Annotated in this window: 18 protein-coding genes; 10 read left to right on the top strand and 8 right to left on the bottom strand. The window is 53.8% G+C overall.

What is annotated here, in order from left to right; translation table 11 throughout:
- Positions 1–21 precede the first annotated feature (21 nt).
- From OGV38_RS23365 to xthA, 6 genes are all read right to left on the bottom strand, one after another.
- The gene (locus tag OGV38_RS23365; protein WP_095715542.1) at positions 22–654 is read right to left on the bottom strand and encodes an ATP-binding cassette domain-containing protein; all 633 of its coding nucleotides are present in this window, start codon (positions 652–654) and stop codon (positions 22–24) included.
- A complete protein-coding gene (locus OGV38_RS23360) occupies positions 654–2189 on the bottom strand; it encodes an ABC transporter permease family protein (RefSeq protein WP_269517316.1) in 1536 nt (511 codons plus the stop codon). The genes OGV38_RS23365 and OGV38_RS23360 overlap by 1 nt, the downstream gene beginning before the upstream one ends.
- Positions 2162–3331 carry an ABC transporter substrate-binding protein gene (locus tag OGV38_RS23355; protein ID WP_269517315.1) on the bottom strand — a complete coding sequence of 390 codons (1170 nt, stop codon included), beginning with the start codon at positions 3329–3331 and terminating at the stop codon, positions 2162–2164. The genes OGV38_RS23360 and OGV38_RS23355 overlap by 28 nt, the downstream gene beginning before the upstream one ends.
- A gap of 32 nt (positions 3332–3363) precedes the next feature.
- Positions 3364–4074 (bottom strand): TVP38/TMEM64 family protein, encoded by a 711-nt coding sequence (locus OGV38_RS23350; RefSeq protein ID WP_269517314.1) that lies wholly within the window; start codon positions 4072–4074, stop codon positions 3364–3366.
- A complete protein-coding gene (locus tag OGV38_RS23345) occupies positions 4071–4727 on the bottom strand; it encodes a TVP38/TMEM64 family protein (RefSeq protein ID WP_286475175.1) in 657 nt (218 codons plus the stop codon). Before OGV38_RS23345 ends, OGV38_RS23350 begins: the two co-directional genes overlap by 4 nt.
- A 223-nt stretch (positions 4728–4950) precedes the next feature.
- Positions 4951–5757 (bottom strand): exodeoxyribonuclease III, encoded by an 807-nt coding sequence (xthA, locus tag OGV38_RS23340; protein WP_016152844.1) that lies wholly within the window; start codon positions 5755–5757, stop codon positions 4951–4953.
- Positions 5758–6201: 444 nt separating this feature from the next.
- Here xthA and astC point away from each other — a divergent pair, with 444 nt between their 5' ends.
- The 7 genes from astC to ves all read left to right on the top strand — a co-directional run bounded on the left by astC (position 6202) and on the right by ves (position 13988).
- Positions 6202–7422, top strand: a complete 1221-nt coding sequence (astC, locus tag OGV38_RS23335) for a succinylornithine/acetylornithine transaminase (RefSeq protein ID WP_049271262.1) — start codon at positions 6202–6204, stop codon at positions 7420–7422.
- On the top strand, positions 7419–8453 hold the full coding sequence (gene astA, locus OGV38_RS23330; RefSeq protein WP_016152846.1) for an arginine N-succinyltransferase: 1035 nt from the start codon (positions 7419–7421) through the stop codon (positions 8451–8453). The genes astC and astA overlap by 4 nt, the downstream gene beginning before the upstream one ends.
- Positions 8450–9928, top strand: coding sequence for a succinylglutamate-semialdehyde dehydrogenase (gene astD / locus OGV38_RS23325; protein ID WP_269517313.1), 1479 nt, complete (start codon positions 8450–8452; stop codon positions 9926–9928). The genes astA and astD overlap by 4 nt, the downstream gene beginning before the upstream one ends.
- Positions 9925–11268, top strand: coding sequence for an N-succinylarginine dihydrolase (gene astB / locus OGV38_RS23320; RefSeq protein WP_202195172.1), 1344 nt, complete (start codon positions 9925–9927; stop codon positions 11266–11268). Before astD ends, astB begins: the two co-directional genes overlap by 4 nt.
- Positions 11261–12226, top strand: coding sequence for a succinylglutamate desuccinylase (astE, locus tag OGV38_RS23315; RefSeq protein ID WP_202195171.1), 966 nt, complete (start codon positions 11261–11263; stop codon positions 12224–12226). The genes astB and astE overlap by 8 nt, the downstream gene beginning before the upstream one ends.
- 349 nt (positions 12227–12575) lie before the next feature.
- A complete protein-coding gene (spy, locus tag OGV38_RS23310; protein WP_003030629.1) occupies positions 12576–13061 on the top strand; it encodes an ATP-independent periplasmic protein-refolding chaperone Spy in 486 nt (161 codons plus the stop codon).
- A gap of 351 nt (positions 13062–13412) precedes the next feature.
- Positions 13413–13988: an environmental stress-induced protein Ves gene (ves, locus tag OGV38_RS23305; RefSeq protein ID WP_016152850.1), complete on the top strand. Its 576-nt coding sequence runs from the start codon at positions 13413–13415 to the stop codon at positions 13986–13988.
- Here ves and cho read toward each other — a convergent pair.
- Positions 13948–14862: an excinuclease Cho gene (gene cho, locus OGV38_RS23300; protein WP_410675706.1), complete on the bottom strand. Its 915-nt coding sequence runs from the start codon at positions 14860–14862 to the stop codon at positions 13948–13950. The genes ves and cho overlap by 41 nt on opposite strands.
- Positions 14863–14968: 106 nt before the next feature.
- Positions 14969–15799, bottom strand: coding sequence for an NAD(+) synthase (nadE, locus tag OGV38_RS23295; protein ID WP_016156329.1), 831 nt, complete (start codon positions 15797–15799; stop codon positions 14969–14971).
- A 210-nt stretch (positions 15800–16009) separates the two neighbouring features.
- On the opposite strand from nadE, the gene osmE reads away from it, so the two are divergent.
- The 3 genes from osmE to chbC all read left to right on the top strand — a co-directional run bounded on the left by osmE (position 16010) and on the right by chbC (position 18415).
- Complete coding sequence (gene osmE, locus OGV38_RS23290) at positions 16010–16351, top strand: osmotically-inducible lipoprotein OsmE (RefSeq protein WP_003030621.1); 342 nt, start codon at positions 16010–16012, stop codon at positions 16349–16351.
- Between the two features lie 297 nt (positions 16352–16648).
- Complete coding sequence (chbB, locus tag OGV38_RS23285; protein ID WP_003832547.1) at positions 16649–16969, top strand: PTS N,N'-diacetylchitobiose transporter subunit IIB; 321 nt, start codon at positions 16649–16651, stop codon at positions 16967–16969.
- Positions 16970–17056: 87 nt separating this feature from the next.
- Complete coding sequence (chbC, locus tag OGV38_RS23280; RefSeq protein ID WP_003030619.1) at positions 17057–18415, top strand: PTS N,N'-diacetylchitobiose transporter subunit IIC; 1359 nt, start codon at positions 17057–17059, stop codon at positions 18413–18415.
- The last annotated feature ends 53 nt before the right edge of the window (positions 18416–18468 follow it).

Here is an 18468-nt window from a genome sequence, read left to right as displayed (position 1 = left end):
TAACGCAGCATATCGCCACATTCACGCCCAGTTTTCCATCTGTAATACGCGACCTGCTGGCGGAACGTCCTGCGCATCGTGGGTAACCTGGACCACCGGAATACCCAGTTTACGTACTTCGGTGAAGACCCACTGGCGAAAGGTATCGCGCAGCGACGCATCCAGCCTGCTAAAGGGTTCATCGAGTAACAGCGCCTGGGGTTGTGCCAGCAGCGCGCGAAGCAGGGCGACACGCGAGCGTTGCCCGCCGGAGAGCGAAGCCGGATCGCGTGAATAAAATCCTGCCAGGCCCGCGCGTGCGAGGGCGCTTTCCACCTCATGGCGTCTGGCGGGACCTTGCACGCTGGCGGGTAAGGCCAGCAGTAAATTCTGCCCAACGCTGAAATGGTCAAACAGCAGCGCATCCTGAAACAGAATGCCAATCTGGCGCTGCGCGGTAGGCAGTGTGTCTACGCGCTGTTCGTTGAGCCACAGTTCGCCTGACGCCTGAAGCTGAGGAGACAACGCCCCGATCATCCACGAAAATAACGAAGACTTACCGCTGCCGGAAGGCCCCATAATGGTGACAATGTCACTTTTATTAACCTGGAAATTAACGTCCTTCAGTAGCGCCGTCGTACCCTGGTACAACGAAACGCCTTGTACAATGAGCATTAGCGGAGTCCTTGTCGAAAGCGGCCAATCCACGCAGCGAGAAACGCCGCCAGTGCGAAAATTATAAGCGGTAACAGAAGCTGCCATAGCGCCTGGGTTGCCAGAATGGCGGTGCTACCGCCGCTGCTTAATGCCACCGCTTCGGTGGTCAGCGTGGGATAGCGCCCGGCGCCTAACCACAGCGTCGGCATATACTGGGCGATACTGACTGAGAACCCTACCGTGAAGGCAACCAGCGCCGGGCGCGCCAGCTGCGGACATTTTACTTGCCAGAATATGCGCCCCCGGGTCCAACCCAGCGTTTGCGCAATCAAAATCAATCGTGGGTCAATGCGTCGCCACGCCGGTTTGAGCACAAACAGCATCCATGGCATCACCCACAGCAGGTGTCCCCAGACAATGGTTATCATCAGCCCATCCTGTCCGGCATATAACGCCAACAGATACTGTCCAGTTACCAGCGGCAGCGCAGGCAAAATGAGCGGTAGCCAGACCCAACGGTGTCCGGTTTGTGGACCCCATTCCAGCCAGGCAAAAAGTATCAGCAGCGCCAGCACGCTGGAGAGAAGCCCCAGTTGTAGGCTATTGCTGAGCGCCTCGCTATTTAGCGACGAATAGCTGGCGATCAGCGCCAGAACCAGCGCGCACACCACACCGCCAAAGGGTAAAAGTTGTACCAGCGAGCGGCCGATTGTACAGGATGAAAAACGCAGGCGTTCCCCGTTTACTGCGGGAATAGTGCGTTGCCAGGCGCGCCAGAGCAGATACCCCGCCAGCGCGATGATGAGTAGCAGCAGTACCAGCAGCAGGCTGGCGAGTGCTCCTTTAGCCTGTTGCTCGGCATCGCCCTGACTGAGCCATTGCCAGCTCAACACGGCAAGCGTTGGTGGGTTTCCGGGACCAAGGACGATTGCTACATCCACTACCGAGAGCGACCAGGCGACAATCGCCAGCATGGCTTTGCCTAACGCGGGGGCGAGAGAGGGCAGAACCAGCCAGTTCAGGCATTGCAGTCGGCTGTAACCCAGCGAATCCAGGACGATAACCTGCTGCGAAAGCTGTTTTTCACTCAGCAGAGCTGAGAGGATCCATAACAAAAAGGCACTCTCTTTTACCGCCAGCGTCACGCCAAGCCCAATGCCGTAGCGGTCAGGCTGGGGGCTGAGGAACGGGAGCCATTGCCAGAGCATGCCGCCTTCGGCAAAAACCAACAGCACGCTGGTGGCGAAGGCAACGTGCGGAATCGCCAGCAGCCACGGAAGACGCGTGCACAGACGCGCCCAGCCTGCGCCGGACCATAAGGCGAGGATCGCCAGCAGGGCGATGATCAGCGCGCCGCCAGCCGCGAGGCTTACGGAAACCAGCGTTGCCAGTAACGCCTGCGGGAGTTGAGGATCGCTAAATAGCGCCAGCCAGTTTCTGGTACTCAGCGCCGGCGTTATCAGAGAAAAAGCCGCTGGCGCCAGCGGCAGATAAACGCCCGCCATGATGGCCCAGAGTAGCAGAATTAATGTGTACCGTAGCGGCGTAGCCATTCTTGTTCCAGAGCGTTTACCCATGCAGCATGCGGTTCTGGCAGTACGGCAGGGAGCCCTTGTGGGATCCGCGCCAGCAGCGCATTACGCTGGTCGACAGGCAATTTTTGTGGATCAAGCACCGAAGGATCTCCCCAGACAGACGGGTCGGCTTTACGCAGCTGCGCTTCGGGTGAAAGCAGGAAATTTGCCACGACTTTCGCTCCGGCGCTGGCGCGCGCATTCGCTGGAATGGTGACAAAATGCACGTTGCCGAGCATGCCCTGTGAGAAACCAAAACTATAGCTGCTTTTGGGTAATTCACCGCTGGCCACTTTTTGCTGCGCGTGGGCAGGATTAAAGGTCATTGATAAACGCAGGGTGCCACCGTTGAGCAGCGCATCCATTCGCGCTGGCGTGGGCGGAAAATCTTTACCTTCGCGCCACAGGGCAGGATGTAAAGCATCAAGATAATGCCACAATGGAGCGGTAACATCGGCGAATGTGGACGCATCTGGCGCTATTTTCAGCGCTTGCGGCTTGTTGGTGAGCGAAATTAACAACTGCTCAAGAAAAGCCGTTCCGGTAAAGTCTGGCGGTCGCGGATAGGTCACCGTGCCAGGGTGCGCCAGGGCAAACTCAAGCAGTGCCTGCGGGGATTGCGGCGGCTGCGCGGTGAGATCGTGCCTGGCAATAAAGGTGAGCTGTGCGCCGCCCCACGGTGATTCAGCCCCCTCCGTTGGAATGGAAAAGTCTTCGTTCACCGGTTTCTGGGTATCAACATAACGCCAGTTAGGCAGCGTTTGTGCCCACTGGGTCTGTAGCAGCCCGGCTTCTTTCAGCGTGCGGAAATTTTCGCCGTTCACCCACAGTAAATCGACCGATCCACCGGTTTTTCGCCCGGATGCCGCTTCCGTCTGGATACGTTTTACGGCGTCGGCGGCATCCGCCAGGCGTACGATTTTCAGGTTAATGGCATAGTGCGTTTTCATCTCGCCGCTAACCCAGTCGAGATACTGGTTAACTGCGTTGTCGCCACCCCAGGCGTTGAACCACACCGTCTGACCGCGGGCGTCATTTTTGATTTGCTGCCAACTGGTGTCCTCGGCGAAAGCCGCCAGCGGAGAGAGCAGCAAACTCAGGCACAATAAGCAGTAACGCATAATATCTCCCTTGCTAAAAATGGGGGAAAGACTCAGGTCTTTTTCCGTTGATGCTCAAGATAAAGTCTTCTGGCCACGGCAATCACCACGCTCAGAGCGAACAGGATGAACAGGCCGGTAACAAACCAAAATGTGCCGCCGGTTAACAGGCTACCAGCCCATGAATAGACGATAGTGGCCGGTAACTGACCGATGCCGGTGGCGATGAAGAAATGGCGAAAACGAATCGAGGTCAGGCCTGCTGCGTAGCTTACCGGGTCGAACGGTACAAAAGGTAACAGGCGACAGACAAGAATTGTGTGCTTGCCATAGCGCTCGAAAAAAGTGTCCATGTTGTTCAGCACCGTTTTTCCGGTCAGTTTTTCCACCGCGCTGCGACCTAAAACGCGGGCAATAAAAAAGCACAGCGCCGCGCCTGCCATCGCGCTGCTCCAGGACAGAACGCCGCCCCAAAATGCACCAAACAGCGAGGCATTGGCAAAGGTGATCACAAAGGCGGGAAGCGGTGCAACGATGGCCTGTAAGATCATCAGGAAGAACGACACGACCGCCGCCTGGGTTCCGTAAGAACGAATGAAGTTCTCAAGAGCATGCTGATCGAGCGTGGTAAATGCCGCCAGGCTGGCGTGAAGAAAATCACTCACGCCAGGTATCCACGCCCACGCCATCAGAGCGAGCAGCAGCAGGGCAAGCAAGCTTATACGGTAATAGCGTGTCCGCCGCGCTTTATTCATCTTGATCATTTACCCGCGTACTCGTGACCGGGCGCCGGATCGACATGTTTATGTCGCGCCCAGGCTTTGGCGGCCTGAACGAGGACGAATAGCGCCAGCCCCGCAACGCTGAGCTTACCGATAAATGCCCAGCTAATCCCTTCGCTGGCCAGTTCGTGCGACATCAGCGTATAGATAAAGATGCCGGGCAAGGTGGTTAGCGCAGATATCACGGTAAATGACCAGAACGGAATGGCCGTTAGCCCATAGGCATAGTTTTGAATGTTATAGGGGAACAGTGGCACGAGCCGGGTCAGGATCAGAAAGTCTACTCCACTATGGGCAATGCCTTTTTCGATAGCCTGAAACGTTGCCGTGTGGCCAACGTATTTCAGCAGTAATTCCCGGCCAAGCCAGCGACCCAGCATAAATGACAGCGCCGAAGCCATGGTTGCCGCCACTAACGAGATAAGCGTCCCTGTCACCGGGCCAAACAGCACACCGCCGACGATCACCAGAATGCTGCCTGGGATCAGACACAGCGCGGAAACTATAAACAGCAGGATATAAAGGGTATAGCCGAACAGGCCGCTTTGGCGGATGACATCTTGTAAATGATGGAAATTGGTGATCAGATCGGTCAGACCGTAATGATGGAAAACTCCCGCCAGAACGCAGAACAATACCGCAACAATTAGCAGCCGGTATTCTGCGTTATGCGAACTTCTTTTTCATGGGGGTTCTCCTGTAAAACCGAGTGCAATGTAGCGTTTTCGTCAGCGAAAAGTGCGCGCGAAGATATAATAAATTTCCGGGCGCAACAATGTATTACCGTGGCTTTATTGATTTTGCACAGAATAAACAGACTCTCCAGGCCAGGCCCGGAGAGTGAAAATACGCAGACGATCAGACGCGGAATTTAGCCCATACAGGCGCATGGTCGGACGGCTTTTCCATGCTGCGGATTTCATAGTCGATGCCGGTTTCTTCGCAGCGCTCCGCCAGCGGTTTGCTCGCCAGCAGCAGATCGATACGCAGGCCACGGTTATCGTCAAAGCCTTTTGAGCGGTAATCAAACCACGAGAACTGGTCGTTCTTTTCAGGCCAGGCGTGACGGTAGGTATCTACCAGGCCCCAGCCCAGCAGACGTTCCATCCACTCGCGCTCTTCTGGCAGGAAGGAACATTTGCCGGTACGCAGCCAGCGTTTACGGTTCTCTTCGCCAATACCGATATCGAGGTCGGTTGGGCTGATATTCATATCACCCATGATCAATACCGGATTGTCGCGCTTCAGTTCAGTCTCCAGGTAGTTTTGTAGGTTCTGATAAAACGCGGCTTTGGCCGGGAACTTGGTTTCATGGTCACGGCTTTCGCCCTGCGGGAAATAGCCGTTGATCACCGTGATGCTGCCCAGAGGCGACGGAATTTCCGCCATGATGATACGACGCTGCGCTTCTTCGTCATCACCCGGGAAGCCACGACGCACCGCAATCGGCGTTTCTTTCGTTAATAGTGCTACGCCGTAGTGGCCTTTCTGACCGTGATAAAAGACGTTATAACCCAGCTTAGCTACCTCTTCGAGAGGGAACATATCGTCGTGGACTTTTGTCTCCTGTAAGCCAATAACATCCGGTTGGTGTTTTTCGACAATGGCTGCCAGTTGATGGGGACGGGCACGCAGGCCGTTGATATTAAAAGAGACAAATTTCATAGTCGCTGCCACTTTGCAAGATGAATAGTGCAAGGATGGTAGCAGAATTTCTGCAGGCTGACTGCTTCTTGTCACCTGATTCCAACAATGATTGCTAATGGTGTTAACGATGGAGCAAAAACTGCACCGTTTTGGCGCGTAGCGCGTCGGAATAGAGCAATAATTTCCGATAAATTTCGTATACGATCACAATTCCAGAATTATATTTGGCGACTGAATAAAATTGCGTTTTTTCCTCTGTTTAGTCATCTGGTACGCAAACATATTCACTTTATATGCACATACAGTGAATATCGTCAGGTTGTAACTCGTTGATATTCCGTCACCGTCCTCCGTTTATGCACTTTTTTCGCTGGCTGGCACGAAGCCTGCAATCTACATTTACACCGCAAACACTATATTTATTAACATATAAATAACCTTTTATTTACCGTTGAGGTCGCTATGTCTCTGTCAATTACGCGTGAAAATTTTGATGAATGGATGATGCCCGTATACGCTCCGGCCCCTTTTATTCCGGTGCGTGGCGAAGGTTCACGTCTGTGGGATCAGCAGGGTAAAGAGTATATCGATTTCGCGGGAGGCATTGCGGTTAACGCGCTGGGTCATGCACATCCGGCATTGCGCGAGGCATTAAACGACCAGGCGAGCAAATTCTGGCATACGGGAAATGGCTACACCAACGAGCCGGTGCTGCGCCTGGCGAAAAAGCTGATTGATGCCACTTTTGCCGAGCGCATTTTCTTCTGTAACTCTGGCGCAGAAGCTAACGAAGCGGCATTAAAGCTGGCACGTAAATATGCCCACGATCGTTTTGGTAGCCAGAAGAGCGGCATTGTGGCGTTTAAAAATGCTTTCCATGGTCGCACGCTGTTTACCGTCAGCGCCGGAGGACAGCCCGCCTATTCACAGGACTTCGCGCCGCTGCCGCCGGATATCCGCCATGCCGTGTATAACGATCTCGACTCTGCCAGCCAACTGATTGATGACAACACCTGTGCGGTTATTGTGGAGCCGGTGCAGGGGGAAGGCGGCGTAGTGCCGGCAACAAACGCCTTTTTGCAGGGGTTGCGTGAATTATGCGATCGCCATAATGCGCTGTTGATTTTTGATGAAGTTCAGACCGGGGTTGGCCGTACCGGCGAACTGTATGCCTACATGCACTACGGCGTTACGCCGGACCTGCTGACGACAGCAAAAGCGCTGGGCGGTGGTTTCCCCATCGGCGCACTGCTGGCGACAGAGAGTTGCGCCAGTGTGATGACGGTCGGTACGCACGGTACGACCTATGGCGGAAACCCGCTGGCCACTGCGGTGGCGGGAAAACTGCTGGAAATTGTTAACACGCCGGAAGTGCTTAACGGAGTGAAACAGCGTCACGACTGGTTTGTGGAGCGTATTAACGCCATTAACGAACGTTTTGGACTGTTTAGTGAAATTCGTGGACTCGGACTGCTGATTGGCTGTGTGCTGAACGCGGAATTTGCCGGGAAAGCAAAACTCATCTCGCAAGAAGCGGCCGTTGCCGGAGTGATGGTGCTGATTGCTGGCGCTAATGTGGTGCGGTTTGCGCCAGCGTTAAACGTCAGCGAAGAAGAAATCGCCACCGGACTGGATCGCTTTGCGCTGGCCTGCGAACGCATTAAAGCAGGAGGTTCATCATGATGGTGATTCGTCCCATTGAACGCGCTGATATCACCGCGCTGATGCAGCTTGCCAGTAAGACCGGCGGCGGGTTGACCTCGCTACCGGCGAATGAAGCTACGCTGATGGCGCGTATCGAACGTTCGCTACAAACCTGGCGCGGTGAGTTGCCCAAAAGTGAGCAGGGATATGTGTTTGTGCTTGAAGACAGCGCCAGCGGAACCGTGGCAGGGATTTGCGCCATTGAGGTGGCGGTGGGGCTTAACGATCCCTGGTACAACTACCGGGTCGGTACTCTGGTGCACGCCTCGAAAGAGCTGAACGTGTATAACGCGCTGCCGACGCTGTTTCTGAGTAACGATCACACGGGCAGTAGCGAACTTTGTTCTCTGTTTCTCGATCCGGACTGGCGTAAAGAAGGCAACGGCTATTTGTTGTCGAAGTCGCGCTTTATGTTTATGGCGGCCTTTCGTGACCGGTTCAATGAGAAGGTCGTGGCCGAGATGCGCGGCGTGATCGATGAACACGGCTACTCTCCGTTTTGGCAAAGCCTCGGCAAACGTTTTTTCTCAATGGAGTTCAGCCGGGCGGATTTTCTCTGCGGAACCGGGCAAAAAGCCTTTATTGCTGAACTGATGCCTAAGCATCCGATTTATACCCATTTCCTGTCTGACGAAGCGCAAAGCGTGATTGGTCAGGTGCATCCGCAAACGGCTCCTGCGCGGGCGGTGCTGGAGAAAGAAGGATTTCGCTACCGCAATTACGTCGATATTTTCGACGGCGGACCGACCCTGGAGTGCGATATTGACCGGGTACGGGCTATCCGTAAGAGCAGGCTGGTGGAGGTGGCTGAAGGGCAGCCTGCGCCGGGCGACTATCCTGCTTGTCTGGTTGCCAATGAAAATTATCAAAACTTCCGCGTCATGTTGGTTCGTGCCGACCCGGATACTCAGCGTCTGGTACTGACGGCGGCGCAACTTGACGCCCTGAAATGTCACGCGGGCGACCATGTACGTTTTGTGCGTCTTTGTGCAGAGGAGAAAACAGCATGACATTATGGATAAACGGCGACTGGGTGACGGGGCTGGGCGAGCGTCGGGTGAAAACCAATCCCGTAAGCGGTGATGTACTGTGGCAGGGCAATGATGCCGATGCAGCCCAGGTGGCGCAGGCGTGCCGGGCCGCGCGCGCAGCCTTTGCCAGTTGGGCTAAACAGCCCTTTGGCGCACGCCAGGCCATTGTTGAAAAATTTGCCTCATTGCTGGAAAGCAATAAAGTCGAACTCACACAGATTATCGCCCGGGAAACCGGCAAACCCCGTTGGGAAGCCGCTACAGAACTGACGGCGATGATCAATAAAATTGCCATCTCCGTGAAAGCCTGGCATGCGCGTACCGGAGAGCATCACAGCGAATTACCGGATGGCGCAGCGACGTTGCGCCATCGCCCGCACGGCGTGCTGGCGGTTTTTGGCCCGTATAACTTCCCTGGCCATTTACCCAATGGTCATATTGTTCCGGCACTGCTGGCAGGCAACACATTGATTTTCAAACCCAGCGAGCTGACGCCGTGGACCGGTGAAGCCGTGACAAAGCTGTGGGAGCAGGCGGGATTGCCGCCGGGTGTGCTGAACCTGGTGCAGGGCGGTCGCGATACGGGACAGGCGCTGAGCGGGCAGGACGATCTCGATGGCCTGCTGTTTACCGGCAGTGCCAATACGGGTTATCAACTGCATCGACAGCTATCCGGCCAGCCGGAAAAAATCCTTGCTCTGGAGATGGGGGGCAACAACCCGCTGATTATTGAGAACCCGGAAGATATTGATGCCGCAGTGCATCTGACTATTCAGTCCGCGTTTGTCACCGCCGGACAGCGTTGTACCTGCGCCCGTCGCCTGTTAGTTAAAAAAGGCGCGCAGGGGGATGCGTTCCTGACGCGCCTGGTGGACGTCAGTCAGCGTTTAATGCCCGGCAACTGGGACGCAGAACCGCAGCCATTTATTGGCGGGCTGATTTCCGAACAGGCCGCGCGGCATGTCTATGATACCTGGCAGCGTCTGGAGTCGTTAGGGGGCCGGACGCTGTTAGCGCCACGTCTGGTGCAAGCCGGAACGTCACTGCTCACCCCAGGGATCATCGAACTGACCGGGGCAGCGAACGTACCCGATGAAGAGGTCTTTGGACCGCTGCTTGGCGTCTGGCGTTATGACAGCTTTGATGACGCAATTCGTATGGCGAACAAAACCCGCTTTGGATTGTCGTGTGGGTTGGTTTCCCCCGATCGCAGCCAGTTTGATCAACTGCTGCTCGAGGCGCGGGCCGGGATCGTCAACTGGAATAAGCCGTTAACCGGCGCGGCGAGTACAGCGCCGTTTGGCGGCGTTGGCGCTTCCGGGAACCATCGCGCCAGCGCGTGGTATGCCGCAGATTATTGCGCCTGGCCGATGGCAAGTCTGGAATCACCGGCCTTAACGCTGCCAACGACGCTTAGCCCCGGCCTGGATTTTTCTCGCGAGGATAAGCTATGAAAGCCCGTGAGGTAAATTTTGATGGTCTGGTGGGGCTGACCCACCACTATGCGGGGCTGTCATTTGGTAATGAGGCCTCAACCAAACATCGTTTTCAGGTATCGAACCCGCGTCTGGCGGCGAAGCAGGGTCTGCTAAAGATGAAAGCGCTGGCGGATGCGGGATTTCCCCAGGCGGTGATCCCGCCTCATGAGCGGCCGTATATTCCGGTGCTGCGTCAGTTGGGCTTTACCGGCCGCGACGAACAGATACTGGAGAACGTGGCGCGTCAGGCGCCTCACTGGCTCTCCAGCGCCAGCTCCGCATCGTCTATGTGGGTGGCGAATGCGGCAACGGTCTGCCCTTCAGCCGATGCGCTGGACGGGAAAGTGCATCTGACGGTGGCGAATCTGAATAATAAGTTTCACCGTTCGCTGGAAGCGCCGACCACCGAAGCGTTGCTACGGGCGATTTTCCGTGATGAGAATAGTTTTACGGTCCACGGTGCGTTACCCCAGGTTGCGCTATTCGGTGATGAAGGTGCGGCAAACCATAACCGCCTCGGCGGGGATTACGGCGACCCTGGCGTACAGCTGTTTGTTTACGGTCGTGAAGAAGGGAATGCATCCCATCCGAAGCGCTATCCGGCGAGGCAATCCCGTGAGGCCAGCGAGGCGGTCGCCCGACTGAATCAGGTTAACCCGCATCAGCGCATTTTTGCCCAGCAAAACCCGGACGTTATCGATCTTGGCGTGTTTCATAACGATGTGATTGCGGTGTCGAATCGCCAGGTACTGTTTTGTCATCAGCTGGCGTTTGCCAGACAGCAGGCGTTGTTCGAGCAGTTACGCAGTCAGGTGGCAGGTTTTACCCCGCTGGAAGTCCCGGCTGCGGAAGTGTCGGTGCAGGATGCGGTGACTACCTATCTGTTTAACAGCCAGTTACTGAGCCGTGATGACGGTTCGATGATGCTGGTCCTGCCGCAGGAGTGTCGGGAGCATGCGGGCGTGTGGCGGTATTTGAACCGTCTGCTCGAGGAAGACAATCCGATCGATGACCTGCAGGTATTCGATCTGCGTGAAAGTATGTCCAATGGCGGCGGTCCGGCATGTCTGCGCCTGAGAGTGGTGCTTACGCCACAGGAGCTGCAGGCCGTAAATCCGGCGGTTATCATGAATGATACGCTGTTTAACACGCTGAATAATTGGGTCGACCGTTACTATCGCGATCGTCTTACCGCCGCCGACCTTGCCGACCCGCAGCTGTTGCGTGAGGGGCGTGAAGCGCTGGATACGTTGACGCAATTGCTCAACCTCGGCTCTGTGTATCCCTTCCAGCAGGAGAGGACCAGCCATGGATAATTTTCTGGCCCAGACGCTGGCAGGGATAACCCCCGAGACAACCGAGGGCACAGCTCGCGGCTTTTCCTGGCAGTGGATTGGTCACGGAATTCTGGAGCTGACGCCGGTCGCTCCGGCGGAATATTCGCTGGTGCTGTCTGCGGGGATCCACGGCAATGAAACGGCCCCGGTAGAGATACTTGATTCAATTCTCTCCAGGCTGTTTAGCGGTGAACTAACGCTCACATGGCGGCTGCTGGTGATTCTGGGGAACCCGCAGGCGCTGGCGGCGGGACAACGTTATTGTCATAGCGACCTGAACCGTATGTTTGGCGGCCGTTGGCAGATTTTTGCCGCGAGCGAAGAAACGCACCGAGCCCATCAGCTTGAGCTGTGTCTGGAGGATTTTTATTCGCGGGCGAAAGAGCCAGTCCGCTGGCATCTGGATCTGCACACCGCGATTCGCGGCTCGCAGCATCTGCGCTTTGGCGTGTTGCCACAACGCAACGTTGCCTGGGACGAAGATTTTTTGGGATGGCTGGGAGAGGCAGGGCTGGAGGCGCTGGTTTTCCATCAGACACCTGGCGGCACGTTCACCCATTTTAGCGCTGAACATTTTGGCGCGCTGGCCTGCACGCTGGAACTGGGTAAAGCGCTGCCGTTTGGACAAAACGATCTGACTCAGTTTGCGCAGACGGCAGATGCGCTGGCGAAGCTGCTGCAGGGCGAGCGAATGTCACCGGGAGAAACATCTCCGCTGCGTTACCGCGTGGTGTCGCAAATCACGCGGCGTAGCGACGATTTCATTCTTCACATGGATAACCAGACGCTCAATTTTACCCCTTTTACAGAGGGCACCTTGCTGGCGCAGGACGGTGATGAACGTTTTACCGTCACCCATGATGTTGAATACGTTCTTTTTCCAAATCCAAACGTGGCCTGTGGTTTACGTGCCGGATTGATGCTCGAAAAATTATGACAAATATATATGCCCTTTTGGTTTATCCCTAAGGGCTTATTTTTACGTGCTGTTTTTATTTATTACGGATTATTCCTGGTGAATTGCTTTCTTAATAATCAGGGATGAGGTATAGTTCTTCATAATCCCTTCAAAATCATCCCGTTGTAATTTTTCATTGCAACTCTGCGCAATTTATTCTTTTTTTCTCCATAATTGATGAAAGTTTGTTTTTTACACTTTCATTGTTTTACCGTTGCTCTGATTAATTGACGCTTAAGCCGGTAAAGTTAATCTCGTCAACACGACATCACATTGCATAAGAGTCGCATGAGTGTCGTAAAAATAACTGAAAGAAAGGATAGAAATTATGCGTAAACTGACTGCTCTGTTTGTTGCCTCTACCCTGGCGCTGGGCGCTGCTAACCTGGCCCACGCCGCTGACACGACAACAGCTGCGCCAGCTGATGCCAAACCAATGATGCACCACAACGGTAAGTTTGCCCCGCATCACGACATGATGTTTAAAGACCTGAACCTGACCGATGCGCAGAAACAGCAGATTCGCGAGATCATGAAAGGTCAGCGTGATCAGATGAAACGTCCGCCGCTGGAAGAGCGCCGCGCAATGCACGACATCATCGCCAGCGATAGCTTTGATAAAGCGAAAGCGGAAGCGCAGATTGCGAAGATGGAAGAACAGCGCAAAGCCAACATGCTGGCGCATATGGAAACCCAGAACAAGATTTACAACATTCTGACCCCGGAACAGAAAAAGCAGTTTAATGCCAATTTTGAGAAGCGTCTGACAGAACGTGCCGCGCAGAAGGGTAAAATGCCGCAAGCTGCTGAGTAATCGTTCAGCGTCTACACTATATCATTCACGCTGTGTGTGCTGATTGCCGCACAGTGTGAAACCAAACTCAAGACCGCCGCTCTTGTCCACAACACGTTTAACGAGGTGGGCAGGATCGGCGGTTTTTTCTTTGCTGCCTCTTGCACCGCGCTTGTGACACGTTATTCTCCTGAAGCCCGCGAAAATTCCACCTGGAGGGCGCGTTGTTCTTTTTTGCAAAACACCGGGTTCATCGCTAAGGCAAATCAACTCTGCTGCCGATAACAATAATCTGCAGGGTGAACATAACAATGATGAATTATGGCTGCCTGTTTACGGTGGGCTGCCGTGCTGCGCCTTTCTGGAGGGATGATGGAATACTTTGATATCCGCAAAATGCCGGTCAATCTGTGGCGAAATGGTGCGGGAGAAACGCGTGAGATTTGCTGTTTTCCGCCAGCAACACGAGATTTTCACTGGCGGGCGAGTATCGCCTCCATCGCAGCGAATGGGGAGTTTTCTCTTTTTCCCGGCGTAGAACGCGTGATTACCCTGCTGGAAGGCGGAGAAGTGACACTGGAAGAGCCGAACACCTTCACGCATACCCTGAAACAGCATCAGCCTTTTACCTTTGCCGGTGACAAGGTGGTAAAAGCGAAGCTGACGGAAGGGCAGATGTCGATGGATTTTAATATCATGACCCGACGGGATGTCTGCCAGGCAAAAGTCAGAGTTGCCGATCGCACCTTTACGACCTTTGGTTCGCGCGGCGGCGTGGTGTTTGTTATCAGCGGAGCCTGGCAACTGGGTGATAAGTTGTTGACCGTCGATCAGGGTGCAAGCTGGCACGACGGTAAACACACGTTACGACTGCTGGAGCGCGAGGGGAAACTGCTGTTCAGCGAGATTAACTGGATGCCGGGGCATTCTCCGGACTCAGTTCAATAATGTCATATTGACCAGACAGAATAGGCCGGCAGAGAATTTTGTAGCCATCTTGATCAAAGCCGGCCGGCATTCGCGCGAGTGTAGCTGCCTCATCCAGCGTTGAAACGGCTCCCAGCCACAGCCAGTTATTGATGATATGGTACTGCGTCATTTCAGCGCGGGTTTCCTGCAGTGCAATGGCATTGCTCCACGGCCAGCAGATTACGCGCACTCTTTCCAGGGCTTCTACCAGACGCAAATAATGTGCTTCAGGGCTTTCTTTCCCGCAGCAGGCTCCGGCGCAGCGTTTAAGCGCGGAGCGAAAACAGGCGCGCCCGTGGCTGAGGGGTTCCAGCCCCAACAGGCCGTAGCACAGCTGTTGTTCATCGGCGAGGCTTTGCAGCGCCTGTAGCGCTGCGCGGCGGTTGGCAAACAGGCCAAACAGATTGGGGGCGTGGGAGAAATCAATATCTCGTGCGTAAACCACCTGAACCGTTCGATCGGTAAGCTGCAAGGCACACAACTGGCGATTGCGTCGCAGCCGTTTGTTAAACAGGGGCTGCTGTTCTTTGATAAGCCGCGCTTCCAGCAGCAGGGCGCCAATTTCTCCGGCCGTACAAATCCAGCTAATGCGCCTGGCCTGACGCAGCATACTCGCTTCGTCTGCGGTACGCAGATGCGCCAGCACACGGCTGCGAATATTGACACTTTTACCAATATAAAGCGGCATGGTGTCGCTATCACTGTGAAACAGATAGACGCCTGGCGCGGTGGGAAGCGCACTCAAAAACGGGCGCAGGTGCTCGGGATATTCATAGATTGCCGCTGCCTCAAATGTCAGACGAGGGGCTGATTGACGCTGTACCACTGTTGACTCCAGATGCTGGTTATTCATCCAGTGTAGCAGTTTGAGGGCGATTAAAAAAGCGGCATGAGATTCAGCAGGCTAATGCCAGATAGTGCCAATCCTGGCGCTACCCGGCATTTTGAAGGGAAAAGGATTACGCTTTTTTCCAGAAATCATCAAACACGGTGATCGGGGTGCGACGTTTATGCTCAGTTTTCACGTACCAGCCTTCAATTTTTTTCGCGACGTCGGGATCCAGCGTTTTTCCTTCCAGATAGTCGTCGATGTTGTCGTAAGTGACGCCCAGTGCGGCTTCATCCGGCAGAGAAGGGCGATCGTCCTCGAGGTCGGCAGTTGGTGCTTTCTTATATAAGTGCTCCGGGCACCCCAGCGCGGCGAGCAGTTGTTTGCCCTGGCGCTTGTTCAGACGAAATAGTGGGTTAATGTCGGTACCGCCATCGCCGTACTTAGTGAAAAATCCGGTGATGGCTTCTGCAGCATGATCGGTACCCACGACAACTCCGCTGGTCATGCCGGCGATACTGTATTGTGCCTTCATACGTTCACGGGCTTTTTCATTGCCACGCACAAAATCGCTCAGTTCAATACCCGCTTCACGCAGGGCCTGCTCGCTGGCCAGCACCGCGCCCTTAATATTGACGGTCAGTACGCGGTCCGGTTGAATAAAGGCGATGGCATCCTGGCAGTCCCGCTCATCGGCCTGAACACCATACGGTAGGCGTACGGCAATAAACTGCAGTGCGTCATTACCCGTTTCTTTTCGCAGCTCGGTGATCGCCATCTGGCACAGTTTTCCAGCGAGCGTTGAGTCCTGTCCGCCGCTAATTCCCAACACCAACGATTTCAGAAAGGGGTAGGTCTGCAGATACGATTTCAGGAAATCCACGCTGCGGCGAATTTCTTCTTCTGCATCGATGTGCGGTTTTGCGCCAAGCGCCTGGATTATCTCTTGCTGCAGAGTCATTTAACCCCCTCCGAAAAATAAAATGATCAAAAAAATGATGTGTTAAAGCTAACGCGTTGAGGCCCAAACGACAAGGGATGCGAGCCTGATATAGCATCATTTTGTTTTAATAGAATTTTCCGAAACCACCTAAGTATCCTCTGATTGCTTGAAAAATGCGTTGTTGTGCTCCAGGCTTATATAACACGCTGAAATACAAGAGGACGGAATATGAACAAGAATCTAACAGGAATTCTGAGCGCAGCGGCTGTTTTGACTATGCTGGCAGGGTGTACGGCCTACGATCGTACGAAAGACCAATTTGTTCAGCCCGTGGTGAAAGATGTGAAGAAAGGGATGAGCCGGGCGCAGGTAGCGCAGATTGCCGGTAAACCGTCTTCCGAAGTCAGTATGATCCATGCGCGTGGGACGTGTCAGACCTACATCCTGGGTCAACGAGATGGTAAAGCTGAGACCTATTTTGTTGCTTTAGATGACACCGGACACGTGATTAACTCTGGCTACCAGACCTGCGCAGAGTACGACACCGACCCGCAGGCAGCGAAGAAGTAGCAACTGTTTATTGCCTGAGCACTCGGGAAAACCGGCCACTGCGCCGGTTTTTTTATGTCACACGATCTTAATTATTGACGCGAATTATTTACCTGAAGTGTGAGGGTGGTCATAACGCCAGGTCAAGGAGAGACAATTTAGTTGGTCAAGGAAATACCATCCGCTGGTGCAATCCCGTATACTCATTTCAGCCACCTAAAAAAGTAATTTAGCTGACGCAAGTTACCCAGAGCATGGATGCAGGTTAGGGCTTGCGGAGTGTCTGGTGACAGATAATCGCACATGAGGATCGTTTTAATGGAAAAGAAACACATTTATCTGTTTTGTTCTGCGGGCATGTCGACTTCATTGTTGGTTTCGAAGATGCGTGCTCAGGCCGAAAAATACGAAGTACCGGTTATTATTGAAGCGTTTCCTGAAACGCTGGCCGGAGAAAAAGGTCCAGTGGCCGATGTTGTATTATTAGGTCCACAAATTGCTTATATGTTGCCCGAAATTCAGCGTTTGTTACCCAACAAGCCTGTGGAAGTGATTGACTCGCTGCTGTATGGCAAAGTCGATGGTTTAGGCGTGCTTAAGGCTGCGGTTGCAGCAATTAAAAAAGCCGCAGCAAATTAATTATTTTATTTTAATTTTTCCCGTCAAAGAGTTATTTCATTAACATTCACCGCAATTATTAATTGCGGTATTTAAGGGTATTTTTCTATGAGTAACGCTATTGCTTCACTTGAAAAGGTACTCCTTCCTTTTGCTGTAAAAATTGGAAAGCAGCCACACGTTAATGCAATCAAAAACGGTTTTATTCGTTTAATGCCGTTAACCCTCGCAGGGGCCATGTTTGTATTAATCAATAACGTTTTCCTGAGCTTTGGGGAGGGGTCGTTTTTTTATTCAATGGGCATTCGACTTGATGCTTCAACTATTGAAACGCTGAATAGTTTGAAAGGCATTGGTGGAAACGTCTATAACGGTACGCTGGGTATCATGTCATTGATGGCGCCGTTCTTTATCGGTATGGCGCTGGCAGAAGAACGCAAAGTCGACTCTCTGGCTGCCGGGCTGTTATCCGTCGCCGCGTTTATGACCGTAACGCCATATAGCGTGGGTGAAGCCTATGCCGTTGGCGCGAACTGGCTCGGCGGTGCCAATATTATTTCCGGTATTATTATCGGCCTCGCGGTCGCGGAAATGTTCACCTTTGTGGTCCGTCGCAATTGGGTAATTAAATTACCTGATAGCGTACCGACATCCGTGTCGCGCTCTTTCTCTGCGCTGATTCCTGGCTTCCTTATCCTCTCCATTATGGGGATCATCGCCTGGGCATTGAACACCTGGGGTACGAACTTCCACCAGATCATCATGGATTCCATTTCAACTCCGCTGGCATCGCTGGGCAGCGTAGTGGGCTGGGCCTACGTGATTTTTGTTCCGCTGCTGTGGTTCTTCGGTATTCATGGTTCACTGGCGCTGACCGCGCTGGACAGCGGTATCATGACGCCATGGGCGCTGGAAAACATCTCCATTTACCAACAGTTTGGTTCCGTAGACGCCGCGCTGGAAGCCGGAAAGACCTTCCACGTCTGGGCGAAACCGATGCTCGACTCCTATATTTTCCTCGGGGGTAGCGGGGCTACGCTGGGTCTGATTATCGCTATCTTCCTGGCATCGCGTCGTCCGGATTATCGTCAGGTTGCTAAACTGGCACTGCCGTCAGGCCTGTTCCAGATTAACGAACCTATCCTGTTCGGTCTGCCGATCATCATGAACCCGGTGATGTTTATCCCGTTCATTCTGGTGCAGCCGATTCTGGCGGCGATTACGCTGGCAGCTTATTACTCCGGCATTATTCCACCGATTACCAACATCGCACCGTGGACCATGCCAACCGGTTTGGGCGCGTTCTTTAACACCAACGGTAGCGTCGCAGCTCTGCTGGTTGCGCTGTTCAACCTTGGTATCGCCACGCTGGTTTATCTGCCGTTCGTGGTGGTAGCCAACAAAGCGCAGAACGTTATTGATCAAGAAGAAAGCGAAGAAGATATCGCTAACGCATTGAAATTCTAAATTTAATCCGGCATGGCTTCACGGTCATGCCGGACTGAACCAGAGGAAAAAAG

This window comes from Citrobacter sp. Cb080 (assembly GCF_030334745.1).
Lineage (GTDB): Bacteria > Pseudomonadota > Gammaproteobacteria > Enterobacterales > Enterobacteriaceae > Citrobacter > Citrobacter braakii.
Note: the sequence above shows the minus strand (reverse complement) of the source record. Positions and strands in the feature narration are given on the sequence as shown.

Coding starts and splice junctions, on each gene's coding strand:
- OGV38_RS23365 (WP_095715542.1), bottom strand. CDS start 654: ATGCTCATTGTACAAGGCGTTTCGTTGTACCAGGGTACGACGGCGCTA.
- astE (WP_202195171.1), top strand. CDS start 11,261: ATGGATAATTTTCTGGCCCAGACGCTGGCAGGGATAACCCCCGAGACA.
- astC (WP_049271262.1), top strand. CDS start 6,202: ATGTCTCTGTCAATTACGCGTGAAAATTTTGATGAATGGATGATGCCC.
- ves (WP_016152850.1), top strand. CDS start 13,413: ATGGAATACTTTGATATCCGCAAAATGCCGGTCAATCTGTGGCGAAAT.
- spy (WP_003030629.1), top strand. CDS start 12,576: ATGCGTAAACTGACTGCTCTGTTTGTTGCCTCTACCCTGGCGCTGGGC.
- astB (WP_202195172.1), top strand. CDS start 9,925: ATGAAAGCCCGTGAGGTAAATTTTGATGGTCTGGTGGGGCTGACCCAC.
- nadE (WP_016156329.1), bottom strand. CDS start 15,799: ATGACTCTGCAGCAAGAGATAATCCAGGCGCTTGGCGCAAAACCGCAC.
- OGV38_RS23350 (WP_269517314.1), bottom strand. CDS start 4,074: ATGATCAAGATGAATAAAGCGCGGCGGACACGCTATTACCGTATAAGC.
- osmE (WP_003030621.1), top strand. CDS start 16,010: ATGAACAAGAATCTAACAGGAATTCTGAGCGCAGCGGCTGTTTTGACT.
- chbB (WP_003832547.1), top strand. CDS start 16,649: ATGGAAAAGAAACACATTTATCTGTTTTGTTCTGCGGGCATGTCGACT.
- astA (WP_016152846.1), top strand. CDS start 7,419: ATGATGGTGATTCGTCCCATTGAACGCGCTGATATCACCGCGCTGATG.
- cho (WP_410675706.1), bottom strand. CDS start 14,862: ATGAATAACCAGCATCTGGAGTCAACAGTGGTACAGCGTCAATCAGCC.
- astD (WP_269517313.1), top strand. CDS start 8,450: ATGACATTATGGATAAACGGCGACTGGGTGACGGGGCTGGGCGAGCGT.
- OGV38_RS23355 (WP_269517315.1), bottom strand. CDS start 3,331: ATGCGTTACTGCTTATTGTGCCTGAGTTTGCTGCTCTCTCCGCTGGCG.
- xthA (WP_016152844.1), bottom strand. CDS start 5,757: ATGAAATTTGTCTCTTTTAATATCAACGGCCTGCGTGCCCGTCCCCAT.
- chbC (WP_003030619.1), top strand. CDS start 17,057: ATGAGTAACGCTATTGCTTCACTTGAAAAGGTACTCCTTCCTTTTGCT.
- OGV38_RS23360 (WP_269517316.1), bottom strand. CDS start 2,189: ATGGCTACGCCGCTACGGTACACATTAATTCTGCTACTCTGGGCCATC.